The organism is Pedobacter sp. Leaf170 (genome assembly GCF_920984665.1).
In the GTDB taxonomy this organism is placed as follows: domain Bacteria; phylum Bacteroidota; class Bacteroidia; order Sphingobacteriales; family Sphingobacteriaceae; genus Pedobacter.
On sequence record NZ_CAKLBP010000002.1, the window covers coordinates 560351 to 577547 of the forward strand.

Annotated in this window: 15 protein-coding genes and 1 tRNA gene; 11 read left to right on the forward strand and 5 right to left on the reverse strand. The window is 36.9% G+C overall.

Annotated elements, in window-relative coordinates; translation table 11 throughout:
* Window positions 1–40 precede the first annotated feature (40 nt).
* The gene (locus LUA90_RS07440; RefSeq protein WP_231458960.1) at window positions 41–913 is read left to right on the forward strand and encodes a family 16 glycosylhydrolase; all 873 of its coding nucleotides are present in this window, start codon (window positions 41–43) and stop codon (window positions 911–913) included.
* A 188-nt stretch (window positions 914–1101) separates the two neighbouring features.
* Here the strand turns inward: LUA90_RS07440 and LUA90_RS07445 are convergent, their stop codons facing one another.
* Window positions 1102–1476, reverse strand: coding sequence for a hypothetical protein (locus LUA90_RS07445; RefSeq protein WP_231458961.1), 375 nt, complete (start codon window positions 1474–1476; stop codon window positions 1102–1104).
* Between the two features lie 74 nt (window positions 1477–1550).
* On the reverse strand, window positions 1551–1745 hold the full coding sequence (locus tag LUA90_RS07450) for a hypothetical protein (protein WP_231458962.1): 195 nt from the start codon (window positions 1743–1745) through the stop codon (window positions 1551–1553).
* Window positions 1746–1867: 122 nt separating this feature from the next.
* On the opposite strand from LUA90_RS07450, the gene LUA90_RS07455 reads away from it, so the two are divergent.
* The 4 genes from LUA90_RS07455 to LUA90_RS07470 all read left to right on the forward strand — a co-directional run bounded on the left by LUA90_RS07455 (window position 1868) and on the right by LUA90_RS07470 (window position 5018).
* Entirely contained in the window at window positions 1868–2164 is a 297-nt protein-coding gene (locus LUA90_RS07455; protein WP_231458963.1) for a Dabb family protein, read from the forward strand.
* Window positions 2165–2681: 517 nt separating this feature from the next.
* Window positions 2682–2918, forward strand: a complete 237-nt coding sequence (locus LUA90_RS07460; RefSeq protein WP_231458964.1) for a hypothetical protein — start codon at window positions 2682–2684, stop codon at window positions 2916–2918.
* The gene (locus LUA90_RS07465; RefSeq protein ID WP_231490677.1) at window positions 2906–3967 is read left to right on the forward strand and encodes a hypothetical protein; all 1062 of its coding nucleotides are present in this window, start codon (window positions 2906–2908) and stop codon (window positions 3965–3967) included. The genes LUA90_RS07460 and LUA90_RS07465 overlap by 13 nt, the downstream gene beginning before the upstream one ends.
* Before the next feature lie 205 nt (window positions 3968–4172).
* Entirely contained in the window at window positions 4173–5018 is an 846-nt protein-coding gene (locus LUA90_RS07470; RefSeq protein ID WP_231458966.1) for a sensor histidine kinase KdpD, read from the forward strand.
* A gap of 52 nt (window positions 5019–5070) precedes the next feature.
* Here LUA90_RS07470 and LUA90_RS07475 read toward each other — a convergent pair whose 3' ends face one another.
* A complete protein-coding gene (locus tag LUA90_RS07475) occupies window positions 5071–5295 on the reverse strand; it encodes a CDGSH iron-sulfur domain-containing protein (protein WP_231458967.1) in 225 nt (74 codons plus the stop codon).
* Between the two features lie 76 nt (window positions 5296–5371).
* The gene (locus LUA90_RS07480; RefSeq protein ID WP_231458968.1) at window positions 5372–7882 is read right to left on the reverse strand and encodes a zinc-dependent metalloprotease; all 2511 of its coding nucleotides are present in this window, start codon (window positions 7880–7882) and stop codon (window positions 5372–5374) included.
* A 423-nt stretch (window positions 7883–8305) separates the two neighbouring features.
* On the opposite strand from LUA90_RS07480, the gene LUA90_RS07485 reads away from it, so the two are divergent.
* Window positions 8306–8378: transfer RNA gene (locus LUA90_RS07485), tRNA-Lys, on the forward strand.
* A gap of 228 nt (window positions 8379–8606) precedes the next feature.
* Here the strand turns inward: LUA90_RS07485 and LUA90_RS07490 are convergent.
* Complete coding sequence (locus LUA90_RS07490; protein WP_231458969.1) at window positions 8607–9428, reverse strand: alpha/beta fold hydrolase; 822 nt, start codon at window positions 9426–9428, stop codon at window positions 8607–8609.
* A gap of 297 nt (window positions 9429–9725) precedes the next feature.
* Between LUA90_RS07490 and LUA90_RS07495 the strand changes: the two genes are divergently transcribed.
* The 5 genes from LUA90_RS07495 (at window position 9726) to LUA90_RS07515 (ending at window position 17194) form a co-directional block, all read left to right on the forward strand.
* Complete coding sequence (locus tag LUA90_RS07495) at window positions 9726–12137, forward strand: hypothetical protein (RefSeq protein ID WP_231490678.1); 2412 nt, start codon at window positions 9726–9728, stop codon at window positions 12135–12137.
* Between the two features lie 144 nt (window positions 12138–12281).
* Window positions 12282–13529 (forward strand): efflux RND transporter periplasmic adaptor subunit, encoded by a 1248-nt coding sequence (locus tag LUA90_RS07500; protein WP_231458971.1) that lies wholly within the window; start codon window positions 12282–12284, stop codon window positions 13527–13529.
* A 4-nt stretch (window positions 13530–13533) separates the two neighbouring features.
* Window positions 13534–14991, forward strand: a complete 1458-nt coding sequence (locus LUA90_RS07505) for a TolC family protein (protein ID WP_231458972.1) — start codon at window positions 13534–13536, stop codon at window positions 14989–14991.
* 297 nt (window positions 14992–15288) lie between these two features.
* Complete coding sequence (locus tag LUA90_RS07510; protein ID WP_231458973.1) at window positions 15289–15954, forward strand: ABC transporter ATP-binding protein; 666 nt, start codon at window positions 15289–15291, stop codon at window positions 15952–15954.
* A gap of 10 nt (window positions 15955–15964) precedes the next feature.
* A complete protein-coding gene (locus LUA90_RS07515) occupies window positions 15965–17194 on the forward strand; it encodes an ABC transporter permease (protein WP_231458974.1) in 1230 nt (409 codons plus the stop codon).
* Window positions 17195–17197: the final 3 nt, after the last annotated feature.

Below are 17197 nucleotides of genomic sequence, written 5' to 3' on the forward strand. Positions count from 1 at the left end.
TTCAACCTGCTGCTCTTTCAATTTTAAGACAACAAACTCCATGAAGTATTTTAAAAATCTGATTTTTGCAGCATTGGCATTCTCATCTTTTGGTTTAGCCGGATGCTCAAAAGGCTCTGGTGGTACTGATGACCCAGTATATATTCCTCCAGTTGTAACAGTTCCTGTTGATAAAAATTGGAGCTTCGAAACTTCACCTAGCTGGAGTGATGAATTTTCAAATACCGGGGCGCCATTATCTTCCAATTGGGATTACGATACCGGCGGTAGTGGTTGGGGTAATAACGAATTACAGTTTTATACCAACACCACTAATAACGCAAGTGTAGCCAATGGTATTTTAACCATTACTGCTAAAAAGGAAAATATGGGTGGTATGGGCTACACCTCATCTCGAATGGTTACCAGAGGTAAACTTGATGTGCTGTATGGTCGTTTTGAGATTAAGGCGAAATTACCAATGGGAAAAGGTACCTGGCCAGCCATTTGGATGTTGCCAACGGATAGAGCTTATGGAGAATGGCCAAAATCTGGAGAGATTGACATTATGGAGCATGTGGGTTATGATCAGGATAATGTTCATTTCACTACGCATACCGAAGCTTATTATTTTAAAATCAATACACAAAAAAGTAGCACAAAAAAGATTGATGGGGTTAGTAGTGCATTTCACACCTACCGGGTAGATTGGACACCCTATGCAATTAGGGGTTTTTTTGATGGGATACAGGTTTTTGAATTTGCTAATGAAGGTACCGGATATAAAGTTTGGCCTTTCGACAAAAAGTTTCATTTACTGCTAAATATTGCCGTTGGCGGAGATTGGGGTGGGGCACAAGGTATTGATGCTTCGATTTGGCCACAAACTATGGATGTAGATTATGTTCGATATTACAAGATGATTGATAAATAATTTTGGAAATTATGCTTTAAAGCCGCTAAGAAATTGGCGGCTTTTGTTTTTTAATTTGATATGCCAGCGTCTCCTAAAAAAAAGAAACGGGGATAAATCATACCGACCTATCCCCGTCATCTAAATTAACGCTCTCAGATATATAAACAACTATATCTGCTGTTTATTGTACGTTAGTTAAAATATTTTTATTTTTTTGCTGCAGTTTTCTTTGTAACTGCCTTTGGCTTTTTCTCTAAAGGCGCATCAGCATCTGCTTTTACTTTCTTTTTAGGCTTTTCTTCAACTGGTATTTCATTTACAGGTTCCGCTATTTTTGGCTCATCTTTTTGCTGCAAATAAATTGCAAGAATTTGCTTTAAATAAACTTCAGGCTTGGGCATATTAATAATTGTACCTGGTTCTTTATCTTGAGATTGCTTAATATATGCTGATTTAATTTTGCCCCAATCTTTCGAATAAAGTTTTATAAACATTTCCACGAATTGCTCATCAGTATATTTCTTTGCAAGCCTACCCAGTACTGCCTGTATTTTTTCTTCTTTTTTGTGTAATACCGCCATCGATTTTATTTTCCGCAAAGATAATCTAAAATATCATTATAAAATTATTTATACAGCTAACAACATTTAGACCTTTATTTTTTCCACTTTTTCTTCATTTTCTTATAGGCTTTCTTACCTATTTTCGATTTCTTTTTAGAACGAGAAATCCCTTTCTTTTTTCTGGCATTAATATTATTTACAAGCGAATTTTTAACACCAAGCTTATTTTTTTTCTTCTTACCTTTTTTAGACGATTTTTTCTTTTTCTTGTCTTTTTCCTTTGCCATACGTTTCTAATTTTCATTTTAAAACATATCTCAGTCAAAAATAGTTTCGATACATCAGCCTGTTATTTTATTGGGTTTACAATAGGCTTAATGACTATCTTCGCAAAAAAAAACAATTATAAATGATAGCACATCACGTATTATTTTGGCTTAAAGCCGAAACCAGTTCAGCACAAAAGGAAGCGTTTAAAAATGGTTTAGAATCATTGCAAGGTATTGAAGTTGTTAAAACCATTCATATAGGTACACCTGCACCTATAGAAAGAGCTGTTGTTGATACTAGTTATACTTTTAGCTTAGTCTTATTTTTTGATGATCCTGCCGCACATGATGTATATCAGGTCCATCCGATTCATAAAGCATTTTTGGATGAGTTTAGAGAACTCTTCGAAAAGGTAATTATTTATGATGCCGCTTAATAAATTTAAAACCCTTTTTAAAAGGGTTTTTTCATTTTAATTCTTTTATTTTTCAGATGCATTAATAATTTGCATCAATTTTTCCCCACATCATTAGTTCAAATTTGGCGTACCCCTTGCTTCGTGAATATAGAAATCATAGTTGAATGTTATAAAAACATAAATTGTGATTTTCCTCAATAACTAAATTCTAAATTATTGTATTGAATATTAACATATTACCAACCCGGGTGATGTGTTATTTTTTTTAAGACGATCTTAAATATCGGGAAAAATGGGGTTCTAAAAGTAAGTCATTGGGGAATATGTTCCTCAAGATTTAATCCCCAATAACACCTATTCAAGCACCTACGCATTTATACTCATATTTTCTTATTGGTTCAGTTTTTGGAATATCTACACGGATCTTGTAAGTTTTAACATACAAAAGTGTAAAATTTTGTAAATGTAAAAATTATAGTCCATTGATGATTAACGTCCATTCAAAAAAAACATTACCTATTAGAATATTCATTATATGAAAAAACAATTACTACTTAGTTTCTTAACAATCCTTATCGGTACTACAGCATCTTATGCTCAGCAAAAGCTTAAAGATGGATCGGTTTCGTCTGGAAATTTACCAAGCAAGAACGCAATATTAGAACTCGAAAGTGCTAATAAAGGATTTTTGCACACTCGCATAAGATTAGTAAAAACATCTGATGCAGCGCCTTTAACCGATCACGTTGCTGGTATGAAATGTCCAATTTAAACTTTCCTACATCTTCAAATAACTCATTATCATCAGGCAATACTTTTACAGTAACGAATAAACTCAAAGCTAATGGAACACCATGTAATCCAATCAGAATTTTTGCGAGTAACTCAGGTGTGCCAGCAATCTTAACATCCACCCTGTGCAATTTTGACATTAAATTTGCCCGATTAACGGATATTACCGCGGGTGGTACTTGTACCGTAGCACAGAATAAGGTAGTGGGTGATGATGCAGGCGGAAACAGTAATTGGACCTTCGCTACTATTGCCGCTTTTGAATATTTGGGAGCTGATAAGGTTTTAAAGTGTAATGAATATCCGTATGTATTAAGTTCTGCTAGTTTTAACCAGGACGCCACTTCAATATTATGGAGCAATGGCGCTACCACTCCGGATATTACAGTAACAGGACCTGGAACTTACAGCGTTACCGTAACTTATGGAACGGGCTGTAATTTAACGGATGCCATTACCCTAGGTTTAACACCAGGCCCTGTACTAAATACTGCTAGCTTGAGTTCTTGCGCAAATACTTCAGGGGGGAATTCGGGTAACTTTACTTTTACTGATGCAAATGCAATATTAGTAGCTACACCTGCAAATTACACATTTACCTATTATGCAAGCACAGCGGATGCAGTTGCCGGAATTAATCCAATAGCAAACACTTATTCGGGAATTGGGAAAACGGTGCATGTAAGAGTTGTTGAAACAGCAACAGGCTGTTTTTCGACTAGCGAAGTAGTTTTAACTGTAAAATCTAAAGTGAACCCGGTAGCCGCAACCAATCAACGAATTTGCGTTACCATGTATACCACATTAGCGAGCATAACCATTTCGGGTACTGATATAAAGTGGTATGCTGATGCTGTAAGTTCTGCGGTATTGCCAAATACAACTGTGCTGGTAAATGGTGCAACTTATTATGCAACACAAACCGTGGCCGGAGGCTGTGAAAGCAATAGAGTACCTGTAACCGTAACATTTGAAAGCTGCTCGATGGCAAATCCTGCGCTAAGAAGCAGAAGTAGCAGACAAAATTAGGCTCTATTTTTTTAAAACGTAGGCTTATATTATTTTCTATGTAATAATCTTCAGTAGCTTGTTAATATACTGTTTGTCAAGCTATTGAAGCGTCTGCGTATTTTTGCGTATTATAAATTCAGCTGGTTTTTTACATCAGTATCGTTCTTTGTAAAGTTTTAAAAATAAACACTCAACTTTCCCTGTTGTTACAAATTCCATTCTGATGACTGACTTCTACAACTCTCTATTTTTTACATCTTTGATGGCGATTGCATTCATTGCATTCGCAGCCCATTTACAATATCGTACTAAGCAAAAGCTAAATAATTTTTTTAAGCAAAATAATAACCTTGCTAATAATTATGTTGAACTACAAAGTAATTGCGAACTTTTAGAATTAAGGCAAAAAGCCCATTTAAAATCTACAAAATCAATCGTTCACGATTTACGCGGACCAATTGCAGGAATTATATCTGCCTCGAGGTTAATTCAAATGGATGGAAACTTTTCTGAGGATGAAGAGAAACTTTTGAAACTTATAGAAGAATCAGGTACTAGTGCTGCCGCCTTATTAAACGAATTGTTAACTACAGAAAAGGAAGTAGAACTTGCAAAAGAGCGTAGCGATTTATATGAAATTTTAGATACCTGTACATATCTCTTAAATTTTCAGGCAGCAGAAAAATCTCAAAAAATCATTCTTGAAGGAAATAGAATACAATTATTGGTTAACAAAGAAAAAATTAAAAGGGTTATCATTAATTTAGTTTCAAATGCCATAAAATTCAGTTTTGAAAATACCAACATAAATGTGGGTTTGAACACAACTGAAAACGAAGCCATAATAAGTGTTAAAGATGAGGGCTTGGGTATTTCAAACTTGATTAGCCACAATATTTTTAGTAAAACCACCAAGGCGCAACGCCTGGGCACTGCCAACGAAGAGTCTTTTGGTTTGGGTTTGTCCATCTCCAAAGAAATTGTAGAAGAGCACGGCGGAAGAATATGGTTCGAAAACAACAAATCTTCCGGAAGCACATTTTTTATCGCTTTGCCTTTATCAGCATAAAAAAAAGGCTGTATCTAAATGATTCAGCCTGTTTTGCTATAATTTAATTTTATTATACTTTTTTTGGAGGAAGATCAAAAGCTATAGCTTCATGCTCAAAGTGACCATTGTGAGCACCGTCGCAAAAAGGTTTGTTTTTTGATAATCCACATCTACAGATAGAAAGCACTGTGCGGCCCTGCAAGCCATATTCATTTCCATTTCTATCAACGATTTCAAAATCGCCCTCTATTTTCACAGAGCCATTGTTATTAATTGTAAGTTTTGTTTTAGCCATTTTATGTTTTGTATATAGCAAAGCTAGAACTTTGTTTGGTGCGAAATAAATCTGTTTTTAATTTAGAAACATTCTCTTATTTCCAATTTTCTATAAAGTCCAACCCACCCATTCCAATTGGTGCGCCCGGAGGCATTACCTGTGCTGGTGCAGGTTGGAATTTTGATGGAGACTCTTCAAAATCTTTAATTTGCGATAAGCCATAAAGGAGGTTAGCCTTTTGTTTGGGCAATGCATTTGATAATTGACTGTTCATCCACGATTTTAATTCTGTAACCTCTAGCAGGGCTTCGCCACGCACATTTTCGGCAGCCTTATCATTTGCTGCAAGCTGCAGCAGATACTTTAAAGTTAAGTTATTAACCATAGTTTGTAAAGCACCATTATAACCGGTTAAAGGCTTAGCTTTCCAGGTTTTGGCAATTAACTTTTCAATTATGGCTATCAATCCCGGTTGTTGAGCATCTCTGGCGTTGTATTCAATCAAACGTGAGGCACGTTCGGGGTTTAGTAATGAAGAAATGGTTTCATTTGCTGCGGCTTCCGCAGTAGCAATTGGGTCGAATGTAGGGCCGGTATAGCCACTAAATGTTTCTGCCGAAGCCGGATAACCTGATGGGCGTGGTGGGATTTTCTGAATCAGGCTTTCGGGTAAAGCTAGTGCTTCCGGACTAATGGTTGCCATCAAAGCATCAAATGCACTCCATTGCTGTGCCGGCTCGACCATCTTTGTCGGTTTCTGCCCGTCATTTTTAATCGCGTGGGTAAAATAAAGACCACCAATTGATTTTGCGACTGCCTCAATTTCATAACGATGCAATAGATAAATTGGAACCAGAACTTCTTCCAAGGTGGCCATTGGCGCATCCTTAACAATTGCTTTCTCTGAAAAATTATCCAAAACCTGCCTTCTAATTTTCATTAAGCGGTTAAGTTCAGTAATTGGATTTTCTCCATCTTCCCATTGGTTCGCTGCAGGGTGTGTATAACCGCCAATATCAGGTATATATTGAAAGCCTTGCTTCAAGGTTTCATTCATGATTTTGTCCAGCTCAGCATTTTCATCAGCGCCTTTAGGAAACACGCTATATCCCCACATTATAGCTCTTTTATCCCAGCTGCCTATTCCTTTTGCATAAGCATCAGATAAATCTATACGACCATCTGCTTTTTGTTTGATACGCGGGAAGGGGTAATCCATTACCGATGCCCGGTCTTTCGGACTGGCAGCAAAGTTATGGTTTAAGCCTAAGGTATGCCCGATTTCATGGGCCGATAGCTGTCTGATTCTCGCCAAAGCCATTTCTTCCATTTGCTTGCTAACTGCTTTTCCATCGGTGTAAGGTTGCAATAATCCTTCAGCGATTAAATAATCCTGGCGATGGCGGTCTGAACCTAAAGTAACTACGCCTTTAATAATTTCGCCTGTACGTGGGTCGCTGTAAGATGAACCATAAGAGAAAGCCCTCGGACTACCTGCACGGGTAATCCAGTTTACTACATTATATCGAATATCCATCGGGTCGGCACCTTCGGGTAACTCCTTTACCTGAAAAGCATTTTTAAATCCTGCAGCCTCAAAAGCCTCATTCCAAAAAGCGCCACCTTCTATCAATGCTTTTTTAATAGGCGCAGGTGCACCTCTGTCTATATAATACACTATTGGTTTTACAGCTTCACTTAATTTTGCATTCGGGTCTTTTTTTTCCAGTCGATGTCTTCTTGTAAAGCGTTTAACTAAAGATTCATTCATTGGTGCAGAAAAATCTGTATAACTAAATAACTGATAGCTCGAACGTGGGTCGAATTTTCGCTGATTAAAGCCCGCTTCTGGCAATTCTACAAAAGATTGATGCATGCGTACGGTTACTGCGTTCGCATCCGGGGCAATGTTTCCCCGGCCATTTGGTGCACCGCCAGTTAAAGTAACCATGGCTTCAAATTCTGTGTTTTTTGGAAAGTTTCGGGTGTTGGGTAAATAAATTGCCGAACGGCTTTCATCAATGCGATAAGTGCCACCACCGGTTGCCGCTCCGCGGCCGTCGGCACCACCCGATGAAGCTGGTGCACCAATTATTCCCCCAATATTCTGACTATCCCTTATGATGAATGGCGTTAAATCTATCAAAACTTTATTGCCTTCGCTTGCTACAGGTGCAAAACCCCAAATCACCGATTTTGCAAAAGAACCTTCAATTGTTTTAATTTCATCGGGATTGTTATTACCCGCACGGTAAGCCAGGTTGGGCTCTAATAGGAAAACCTTCGGGCCAACTTTAATAAAACGCACAACGTTGGTTGAGGCTCCGCCACGTTCTGCATTTCTGCCGGCTCCATCTGTTAAAGAATTAAAATAAAGGAAATCTTTATCAAACTGATCAATTTCCAGAAACAATTTTCCGGTTTTTTCATCATAGTAATAATTGAAATAACCTTCCTGTTTTTTGAAATCCTTTGTAAAGGCTGCAATGTTGGTGGCCGGAGCAGCAACTTGTTGCCTGGTATTGCCGGGATTGTTTTGTGCGCTTACTGCCGATGGAATACATGCGGACGCAAATAAGGCTAGAAAGTAAAATTTTCTGGTCATAAACAGTAAAAAAATGATTTGGTTGTTTGGTTGAGGCGTATGCAAGCCATGTTGCAGAGCCAAACAAATATAATTTATTGGGGCCTTAAGCCCTCAATTGCTTAGTAACTTTTTAATTGCGCTATAAAATATTTACCTTTAAAATAAACCTTACATGTTTATGATTCAGTTATTATTCGAATTTCTATACAATTTCTTCAGCATAGCTGGAGGAAAGCACGCAAAGCTTAAATTAAAACCTGCTTATGGGTTAATTTTAGTGATATGGCTCAGTTTCTTATTTACAATAACCTTAGTGTTTGGATAAGATATAAATTTAAGTTTTTGATTAGCAATGGGTTTAACCTACATTTAATATTTATTTAAAATAAATTTTGCACGAATACTTATAATTTCTATATTTGCACCTCCTTAAACAGGAGCGATTCCGTAGCTCAGCTGGTAGAGCATTACACTTTTAATGTAGTGGTCCTGGGTTCGAATCCCAGCGGGATCACAAGCAAATCCTCTAACGAAAGTTAGGGGATTTTTTATTTTAAGCCGCTGGGGTTCGAACAGAAGCGCCGGGCGGGTTCAATTTGAGAAAGGCTCGGGGCTAAGCCAAGGCTTGCGGGGCTGAGCCAATCCCAGCTGGATCACGAAAGCCTTCAACGTTAATTAAAGGCTTTCGTGTTTTAATGTATTTTCGTTTTGTCAAAAAAAATCTATGCAAACAAACAACTTTTTAAGATTGAATAAACTCCAGGATATCTTTATTAATTGTTGCGGCTTCTGTGGTTGGCATACCATGCGGAAAACCAGGATAAGTTATCAGTTTCCCGTTTTTTAATAATTTGGCAGATTTTACGCCGGCATTTTGATAGGGTACAATCTGGTCATCCTCACCGTGAAGTACCAATACCGGGATATCTACCGCTTTTAAATCATCATTGAAATCGGTTTCTGAAAATGCTTTTATGCCATCATAGTGCGCAACAATACCACCCATCATTCCTTGTCTCCACCAGTTACGCTGCACGCCTTCTTTAACATCGGCGCCTGCTCTATTGTAACCATAAAAAGGTATAGTTAAATCTAAAAAAAACTGTTGTCTGTTATTTAAAGTTTGTTCTCTAATACCATCAAATACCGACATGGGCACACCATCAGGATTACTATCGCTTTGAACCATTATTGGAGGAACGGCACTGATTAATATTGCTTTTTTTGCTCTTCCGTTGGCGTACTTGTGTACATAGCGAATCACTTCGCCGCCGCCGGTGGAGTGGCCGATGTGAATAACATCTGTTAAATCGAGATGATCAACCAATTCTGCAGCGTCAGCAGCATAAGTTTCTATATTATGGCCATAAATGTTTTGGCTCGAGCGGCCATGGCCTCTTCTATCATGTGTAATTACCCGATATCCTTTTTGCAGGAAAAAGATAACCTGGGCATCCCAATCATCAGATGATAATGGCCATCCGTGGTGGAACATCAAAACAGGTCCTTCGCCCTGGTCTTTATAGAAAATTTCTGTTCCGTCTTTTAATCTTAGTGTACTCATAGCTTTAAGTTTTTAGGTTTGATTTATTTTTAGGTGATTTTTTTATGCTAAAGCTAAATTAGACTAATAAATATTTCCCAATCTTGACCTATGATAAAATCGCTAAAAAAATAATTCTATTTCCTTCTGAAAAAATTAAAGTTATATCCAAACCCGGCAAAAAATATGATTACGCTTGCTTAAACAAAATTTGCAGCTAGGCGATAAGTTTGTAACAATGAAACTATAGATTTAGTTTCCATGCTTTGATTCGCGATATTACCATAAATTAATTATTAACCGATATCGTCCTTGCAGATGAAAAATATTATCATTGCCTTTGTATTCATTTTTCATGCTTGTTCGGTATGTTCGCAATCTAAATTAAATGAAAATTTAAATCAGCTCCGAAAAATTAAACCATTTTCTTTCCTCTATCTTCATCATGATAAAGATATTTACACCAACAACGAAAAAATTTGGTTCAGTGCTTATCTTCTTAATACGCCCAATCCGATAGCAGAACATAAGCTTTTAAATGTTGCCCTTGTAAACGAGCAGACCAGAAAATCAGCGGTTTCGCAAAAATTTGTGATTACAGACGGTTTAAGTTCTGGTTTTGTGTTATTGCCAGATTCAATTCCACCGGGAAATTATCAGTTAATGGCCTATTCGAATGTTTTAAATGCACAGAATTTACCAATAGCTCAATTCAGGTCGTCAATTAAGGTATTTAATATTAGTCAGCCTACTTTTACAAGCAGAATTACCTGGTTAGATACCCTTATTAAAAATGGTGCAATGCGGTTTCAGGTCAATATTGATGGTCTGGATGCGAATCGCAAGGCAGTAGTTTCATTAAATTATCAGCTGGGAGCAGATTTTTCCAAATCGATTAAAATCGATAGAAAGCAGACCACCATTTCTATTCCGGAGCATCTCTTAAAGCAAAACACAACACTATTGCTAAATGTAAATGTTGATGGCGAAGTGCAGTACCATACAAAGCTTATACCTACACAAGAAAAGCAAAAGTTGAATGTAAAGTTTTATCCGGAAGGGGGAGCGCTTGTGGCCGATCTGCAATCACGTGTAGGCTGGGAAGTTACAACTGCAGATGGGCGTCCGCTATCTTTAAAAGGAATGTTAATGAAAAATAATGAAGCCTTGTATGAAGTTTCAACTAATAATTATGGCTTGGGCTCGTTTGTAATTACCCCTAATGATGGAGCCGAATATAGTGTAAGATTACAGCCAGGAGTTTATGCATCAGAAGGTATAAATATTAAACTTCCTGCGCAATCAACCGATACAGACATTACTTTACATATTCCAAAAGCGGTTTTGAATGATAGTTTGCGATTTATAATTGCTTCTAAACAAGTTAAGCCCATTCAAATGATGCTACATAATGATTCGGGAGATTATGTTTTACTTAAAGGGAATACAAATGCATCTACCAACGTTAATAATATTTCAATCGAAGCACTTCAAAAAGGCCTGAATACGATTACCATTCTGGATGCATCTGGAAAACCTTTGGCCGAACGGCTGTTCTTTGCACACCACAATCAACAGGATTTATCTCAAAATATCAAAATTGAAAAGGAAAATTATAATATAAGAGATTCTGTAAAGTTAAAGCTGAAATTATCTGATATGGAGGGCAAGGCGGCGTCGGGTATTGTATCGGTTTCTGTGGTGCAAAATAATCGTTTAAGTACCAAAACAGCAAACATCGAGCATTATTTTTACTTAAATAATTCGCTTAACGAATTGCCTGCAAATCCATCGGGTAATGGTTTGCAGGATAAAGAATATCTGGAAAATATATTATTAATAAAAGGATGGAGGCGATATACGGCAGTTTTGCAAGCCTTAAACCGTGATTCAGTGTTTATGGTAAAGGAGAACATTATGAGTGGTGCGGTATTTAATGGTCAGAAACCTTTAAAAAAAGCAGTTAATTTAATTTCTTTCGGAAGCATTAAAACCGGCATTATAGAAACCAATACGGATGGTTCATTCAATTTGCGTAATGACGACATCATGGTAGAACGAAATAATAATGTGTTTTTGCGGGTTGGTGTAGATAAAAATAATTACGATTTTAAAATTGCTGATGCCTTATTGCCTATAACTAATGCACTGGTATCAAAGATGAAACCAACCATATTCGAAAGTTTGCTAAATCATCAGGAAAATTCCATATTAAAAAATCTTCAAAACGTAATTGCTTTAAAAGATGTAGAGATAACAGTAAAGAAAGGTGCTATGTATGGAACTAAAGGTGAAGCTGGTGCTAATGAATGTGGTGATTATGTTAGTGTTCATCATTACTTAAATTATCCCGGCACGCCACTTTCCGGAAGGCTAAAGCCAATCAAAAATACGCCTTATTTAACACGAACTGATTTGCAGGGTTCACAGTTTAAAGTAGAAAGAGTTTGGTATACAGGCTGCTTAACCGAAAATGAAAAAATGGGAATTGCTATTGCAGGTATTAATACTGGTAAAGAATATTATATGGCTGTAGAAGATGATGGCGGTTTGCAATACCACTCAACCTTGTACTGGCAATCCGGTATGGTAACAAATGCGTCAGGTGAAATTCCAATTAGTTTCAAGGCCGGCGATATTGCTGATGATTTTTCAATCATCGTTCAAGGCATTAGCAATAAAGGATTAGTGAATATGAAAGAAACGTTTAAAATTAGCGATAAGCCATAAGGTGACAAGTTCATATAAATGCCCGATATAAAACACAACGTTCGATATCGGGCATTTTTTGTTTGAGCTTAAATTATAATTAGCTGATTGTTAATATTTTAACTTTGGCATTTTGCTTGTAAAAGCTTGTTCAAAAATATTTAAATGGACAAGCTCATTGAAGAAGAAGTTTTAGCGAAAAAAAGGAAGAAAACTTACTTCATCATATTTATAGTTTTAGTTGTGCTTATTGCGGCTGTTTGGTTGCTAAGATTTTATTTTAAGCCTTCTTTAACCGATGCCGATATCACCACCTCAAAGGTAGAAGTTGGCATAATAGAAAATACAATTAATGCCACCGGCGAAGTGCTTCCCGAATTTGAAGAAGTTTTAACCAGTCCGATAAATGCTTCTATCCAAAAAGTATTAATGGATGCCGGTAATCAGGTAAAAAAAGGTCAATCAATTTTAACACTCGATAAATCTGTTTCTGAAGATGAGTATGGCAAGCTTCAGTTTCAAATGGAATCTAAAGAGAATGAAATCCGTAAGCTTAAGCTCGATTTAGAAAAAAGTTTCTTCGATATCAAATCGAGTAACAGTATAAAACAATTGCGCATCAGCAATCTAAAAGATGCGGTTTCTTCCGCAAAGCGATTACTAAAAGCCGGTGGTGGTACACAAGAAGATGTGGAACGGGCAGAACTTGATTTACGCGTTGCCAATCTGGAAAAACTTCAGCTCGAGAACGAAATCAAAAGCAAGCAGCAAACCATGAAAATAGAAATCAGGGAAGCTGAAATTGCGCTGGCCATACAGCGAAATGATTTAAATGGTTTAAAACGCAAATTGGATTTAGCCAACTTAATTGCAACCAGACCTGGCGTAATTACCTGGGTAAATAAAAATATTGGCAGTAGCGTGCAGGCGGGTGAGGCTTTAGTGCGGATTGCAGATTTAAGCGGTTTTAAAATTGCCGGAAGTTTGTCTGATAATCTGTTGGATAAAATCCATCAAAATATGGCGGCCATTATTCGCGTGGGCGATGAGCAATTACGTGGAACCATAACCAATATTTCTCCATCTGTAAGTAATGCCATCGTTTCTTTCGATATTCAGTTAAATCAAAAAGATAATAAGGTTTTACGCCCAAACCAGAAGGTTGATGTTTTTCTGGTTACGGCAACCCGAAACGGTGTTTTAAGGGTAGCCAACGGACCAGCATTTAATGGTTCAAATCTTCAGGAAATATTTGTCTTAAATAAGGGTGTTGCAGAGCGAAGAACTGTTAAAACCGGCTTGAGTAATTTCGACTTTGTTGAAATAAAAAGTGGCTTAAAAGCAGGCGATGAAATTATCACATCGGATATGAGTGATTTTAAAAATGTAAAAAACGTAACGCTAAGTAATTAAAACGATGAAAAGAATTTTACTTAGCGCTTTACTTTTGGCCATCAGGTTTGCAAGTTTTGCTTTAGCCGAAACGGATACCTTGAAACTGACTTTGCCACAAGTTGTGCAAATGGCGAAATCAAACTCTATCGCCGCCAAACAAGCCATCACCGTAAAAGAAACAAAATACTGGGAATGGCGTACTTTTAAATCCAATTATCAGCCACAGCTTTCTTTAGAAGGTATTTTACCGGGTTATACAAAAACTTATAGCCAGGTGCAACAGCCAAACGGAACCATTCTTTTTCAGCCTGTGCATTACGATAATTCATCGCTTACGCTAAATTTTAGTCAGAGTATTGCCGCAACAGGCGGAACAATTTTTGGCACTACACAGCTACAACGGTTTACTGATTTTGATAGAAATAATGTGCTTTACAATGGTATCCCTTATGGTATTGGATACCAGCAGCCGCTTTTGCAGTTTAACAGTTTAAAATGGGATCAAAAGATTGAACCCTTAAAATACAATGAAAGCAAGCAGACTTTTATAGAAACGCAGGAAAAAATCTCCATCACGGTAACGGAGTATTTTTTCGATTTATTACTGGCGCAGGTAAACCTGAATATTGCAGAATTGAATTTTACAAATACGAAAAGGATTTTGGGCATTGCCGATACAAAATTTGAATTGGGTAAAATCTCTAAAAATGAAATTTTGCAATTACAGCTGGAAGTTTTAAATGCCCAAAAAGCAGTTGGAACGGCAAAAAGAGATGTGGAAATAGCCACTTTAAATCTCCGCAGTTATACCGGTATAGAAGGAGATGATCGCATAAAACTTGAAATGCCTGCTGCGGTTGCACAAATGTCTGTTTTGGCCGATAGAGTTTTGGCGCAAGCCTTTGAAAATCGTTCAGATGCAATTGGTTTTATCCGCCGGTTAGCGGAGGCAAAGAGAGATGTTGCAAAAGCCAAAGGCGAAAATGGTTTGAAAGCTACTTTGCGGGCAAATCTTGGTTTCTCAAATGCGGGTATCAATGCTCTTGATGTTTACCGCAACCCAAGAAGTCAGCAATCTGTAGAATTACAATTATCTATCCCGGTAATGGATTGGGGAAGGTCAAAATCACGTACTAAAACGGCATTGGCAAATGAGCAATTTACCACTTATGCGGTAGAGCAGGATAAGCAGGTTTTTGAACAGCAGATTATTACCCAGGTAACACTTTTTAATATGATGAAAGAACAAATCAAATTAACCGATGCGGCAGAAAATATTGCTTCAGAAAAATATAAAATAGCCAGCGAAAGGTATGTTTTAGGCAACCTGAGTATTACAGATTTAAGCATTGCTTTTCAGGAAAATGATAGAGCCAAACGAGATTATGTTTCTTCGCTTCGCGATTTCTGGGGCGCTTATTATCAGCTTCGCTACTTATCGTTATACGATTTTGAAAAAAATGTAAAAATTACCTATTGAAAACATAAAAACCTGATTAAGAGAACGGAGCCTGTGGCTGCTCCACTAAAGGCTAAAATTAGTTTAATATGTTAAGATTCTTTTCAGCTGCTCTGGTTTTCTTATTTGGGTAAAATGGAATTAAAGAATATACAATAAACAATAAACAATGAGCAATTTACAATAAATAAAAACCAAAGACCAAGAACCAAATCGCAATGATCAATAACCATTTCCATCATCCATTTTCCATCAACCATCATATATTTTACATCCTTACTAATCCATTTTCCATAACCTTACATTAATTTACACATTATGATACGCTTACAAAATATTGAAAAGGTTTACCGAACCGACACTGTAGAAACACTGGCCATAAATAACATTAGTTTAGATATTGCCAAAGGAGAATTTTTATCCATCATGGGTCCTTCCGGTTGCGGTAAAAGCACGTTGCTAAACATTATGGGCTTGCTAGATGATCCATCCAAAGGCAATATCGTTATCGATAATCAAGACATTAACCGTTTTACAGATAAAAAACTGGCCAATTTCAGAAATGAAAAACTGGGTTTCATTTTTCAGAGTTACCATTTAATTAACGATCTGCAAGTTTTGGATAATGTAGAATTGCCATTGCTTTATCGCAGTTTATCTGCTAAAGAAAGAAAAGAACTTGCCACAGCAGCATTAGAAAAAGTTGGTTTATCTAATCGGTTAAAACATTTTCCTAGTCAGCTGTCTGGCGGGCAAAGACAACGCGTAGCCATTGCAAGGGCAATTGTTGGTCGGCCGCAAATTATACTTGCCGATGAGCCTACCGGTAACCTGGATAGCGCAATGGGTAACGAGATTATGGATATACTCATTAACCTGAATAAAAACGAAGGTACTACCATTGTAATGGTTACCCATGATGAAAGTATGGCGCAAAAAACGCATAGGTTAGTACGCCTTTTTGATGGTTCTCAAGTTCAATAAAGAAACAGCTATGTTAAAGAATTACTTCAAAATTGCTATCGCTGTATTAAAAAGGAGAAAGTTTTTCACCTTCATCAGCTTATTTGGCATCAGCTTTACGCTTACCATATTAATGGTTGCAACTGCTTTGGCAGATAAAATGTTTAGTCCGGATTACCCGGATGATAAACAGGAACGTTCGCTATACGTAGAAAGAATAGAAATCAAGAATACGAAACAAGGCTGGGTAAATATGAGTAACCTATCTTTTCATTTTTTTGAACAATATGCTTCGAAATTAAAAACAGTTTACAAAATAGCCATTTCCTCGGGCGAGAAATCTTCAAATGCTTATGTTAACAATAAAAAACTGGTTATTGGTTACAAATACACCAACGCCGATTACTGGAATGTTTTGAACTACAAGTTTATTGAAGGTAAGCCCTATACCGATGTAGAAATTAAAAATTTAGAGCGTGTTGCGGTAATTTCTAAAGAGACAAAGGAGGCTTATTTTGGTGATGTAAAATCAGTTATTGGTCAATACATTTCTGCTGATAATATTAACTATAGGGTTATTGGTGTAGTAGAAAATGTTCCGGGCTCGGTGCGCAATTTTACTGGAGATATGTACTTGCCATTTACACTTTCGAGAGATAAAAAAGATACCGGTTTAATGGGGTCATGTAATGGCGTATTGCTTGGTCGAACTGAAAGCGACTTACCCAAAATGAAGAAAGAATTTGCTCAAATGGTTAATAAATTGCCTATTCCGCCAGAGTTTGATAAAATTTATTGCAATGCAGATAAGCATTTAATTAGCATAACACGTAGAATGGCCGGAAATTCTACCGATGATGGTGTTACTAAAGTAATTACCATTGGCGGTGTTTTTGTTTTACTTTTCTTGCTGCTTCCAACCATCAATCTGGTTAACATTAACATCACCAGAATTATGGAACGTTCATCAGAAATTGGCGTCCGCAAAGCCTTTGGCGCATCTTCCAAAACCTTAGTTTACCAGTTTATTGTCGAGAATTTAATTTTAACTTTTATAGGTGGGTTGATAGGAATTTTGCTTTCTGTGCTGGTTATTTACCTGATAAATGATTCAGATTACATATCAAACTTCAACCTCAGCATGAATTTAAAAGTCTTTTTTATAAGTCTTTTAACATGCTTTTTATTCGGGTTAATTTCCGGAGTTTATCCGGCCTGGAGAATGTCTAAATTAAATATTGTTAAAGCTTTAAAGGCTTAAATC

What these genes read in the sequence shown, in the direction of transcription:
- LUA90_RS07440 (WP_231458960.1), top strand. Translation starts at nt 41, where the DNA reads ATGAAGTATTTTAAAAATCTGATTTTTGCAGCATTGGCATTCTCATCT.
- LUA90_RS07445 (WP_231458961.1), bottom strand. Translation starts at nt 1,476, where the DNA reads ATGGCGGTATTACACAAAAAAGAAGAAAAAATACAGGCAGTACTGGGT.
- LUA90_RS07450 (WP_231458962.1), bottom strand. Translation starts at nt 1,745, where the DNA reads ATGGCAAAGGAAAAAGACAAGAAAAAGAAAAAATCGTCTAAAAAAGGT.
- LUA90_RS07455 (WP_231458963.1), top strand. Translation starts at nt 1,868, where the DNA reads ATGATAGCACATCACGTATTATTTTGGCTTAAAGCCGAAACCAGTTCA.
- LUA90_RS07460 (WP_231458964.1), top strand. Translation starts at nt 2,682, where the DNA reads ATGAAAAAACAATTACTACTTAGTTTCTTAACAATCCTTATCGGTACT.
- LUA90_RS07465 (WP_231490677.1), top strand. Translation starts at nt 2,906, where the DNA reads ATGTCCAATTTAAACTTTCCTACATCTTCAAATAACTCATTATCATCA.
- LUA90_RS07470 (WP_231458966.1), top strand. Translation starts at nt 4,173, where the DNA reads ATGACTGACTTCTACAACTCTCTATTTTTTACATCTTTGATGGCGATT.
- LUA90_RS07475 (WP_231458967.1), bottom strand. Translation starts at nt 5,295, where the DNA reads ATGGCTAAAACAAAACTTACAATTAATAACAATGGCTCTGTGAAAATA.
- LUA90_RS07480 (WP_231458968.1), bottom strand. Translation starts at nt 7,882, where the DNA reads ATGACCAGAAAATTTTACTTTCTAGCCTTATTTGCGTCCGCATGTATT.
- LUA90_RS07490 (WP_231458969.1), bottom strand. Translation starts at nt 9,428, where the DNA reads ATGAGTACACTAAGATTAAAAGACGGAACAGAAATTTTCTATAAAGAC.
- LUA90_RS07495 (WP_231490678.1), top strand. Translation starts at nt 9,726, where the DNA reads ATGAAAAATATTATCATTGCCTTTGTATTCATTTTTCATGCTTGTTCG.
- LUA90_RS07500 (WP_231458971.1), top strand. Translation starts at nt 12,282, where the DNA reads ATGGACAAGCTCATTGAAGAAGAAGTTTTAGCGAAAAAAAGGAAGAAA.
- LUA90_RS07505 (WP_231458972.1), top strand. Translation starts at nt 13,534, where the DNA reads ATGAAAAGAATTTTACTTAGCGCTTTACTTTTGGCCATCAGGTTTGCA.
- LUA90_RS07510 (WP_231458973.1), top strand. Translation starts at nt 15,289, where the DNA reads ATGATACGCTTACAAAATATTGAAAAGGTTTACCGAACCGACACTGTA.
- LUA90_RS07515 (WP_231458974.1), top strand. Translation starts at nt 15,965, where the DNA reads ATGTTAAAGAATTACTTCAAAATTGCTATCGCTGTATTAAAAAGGAGA.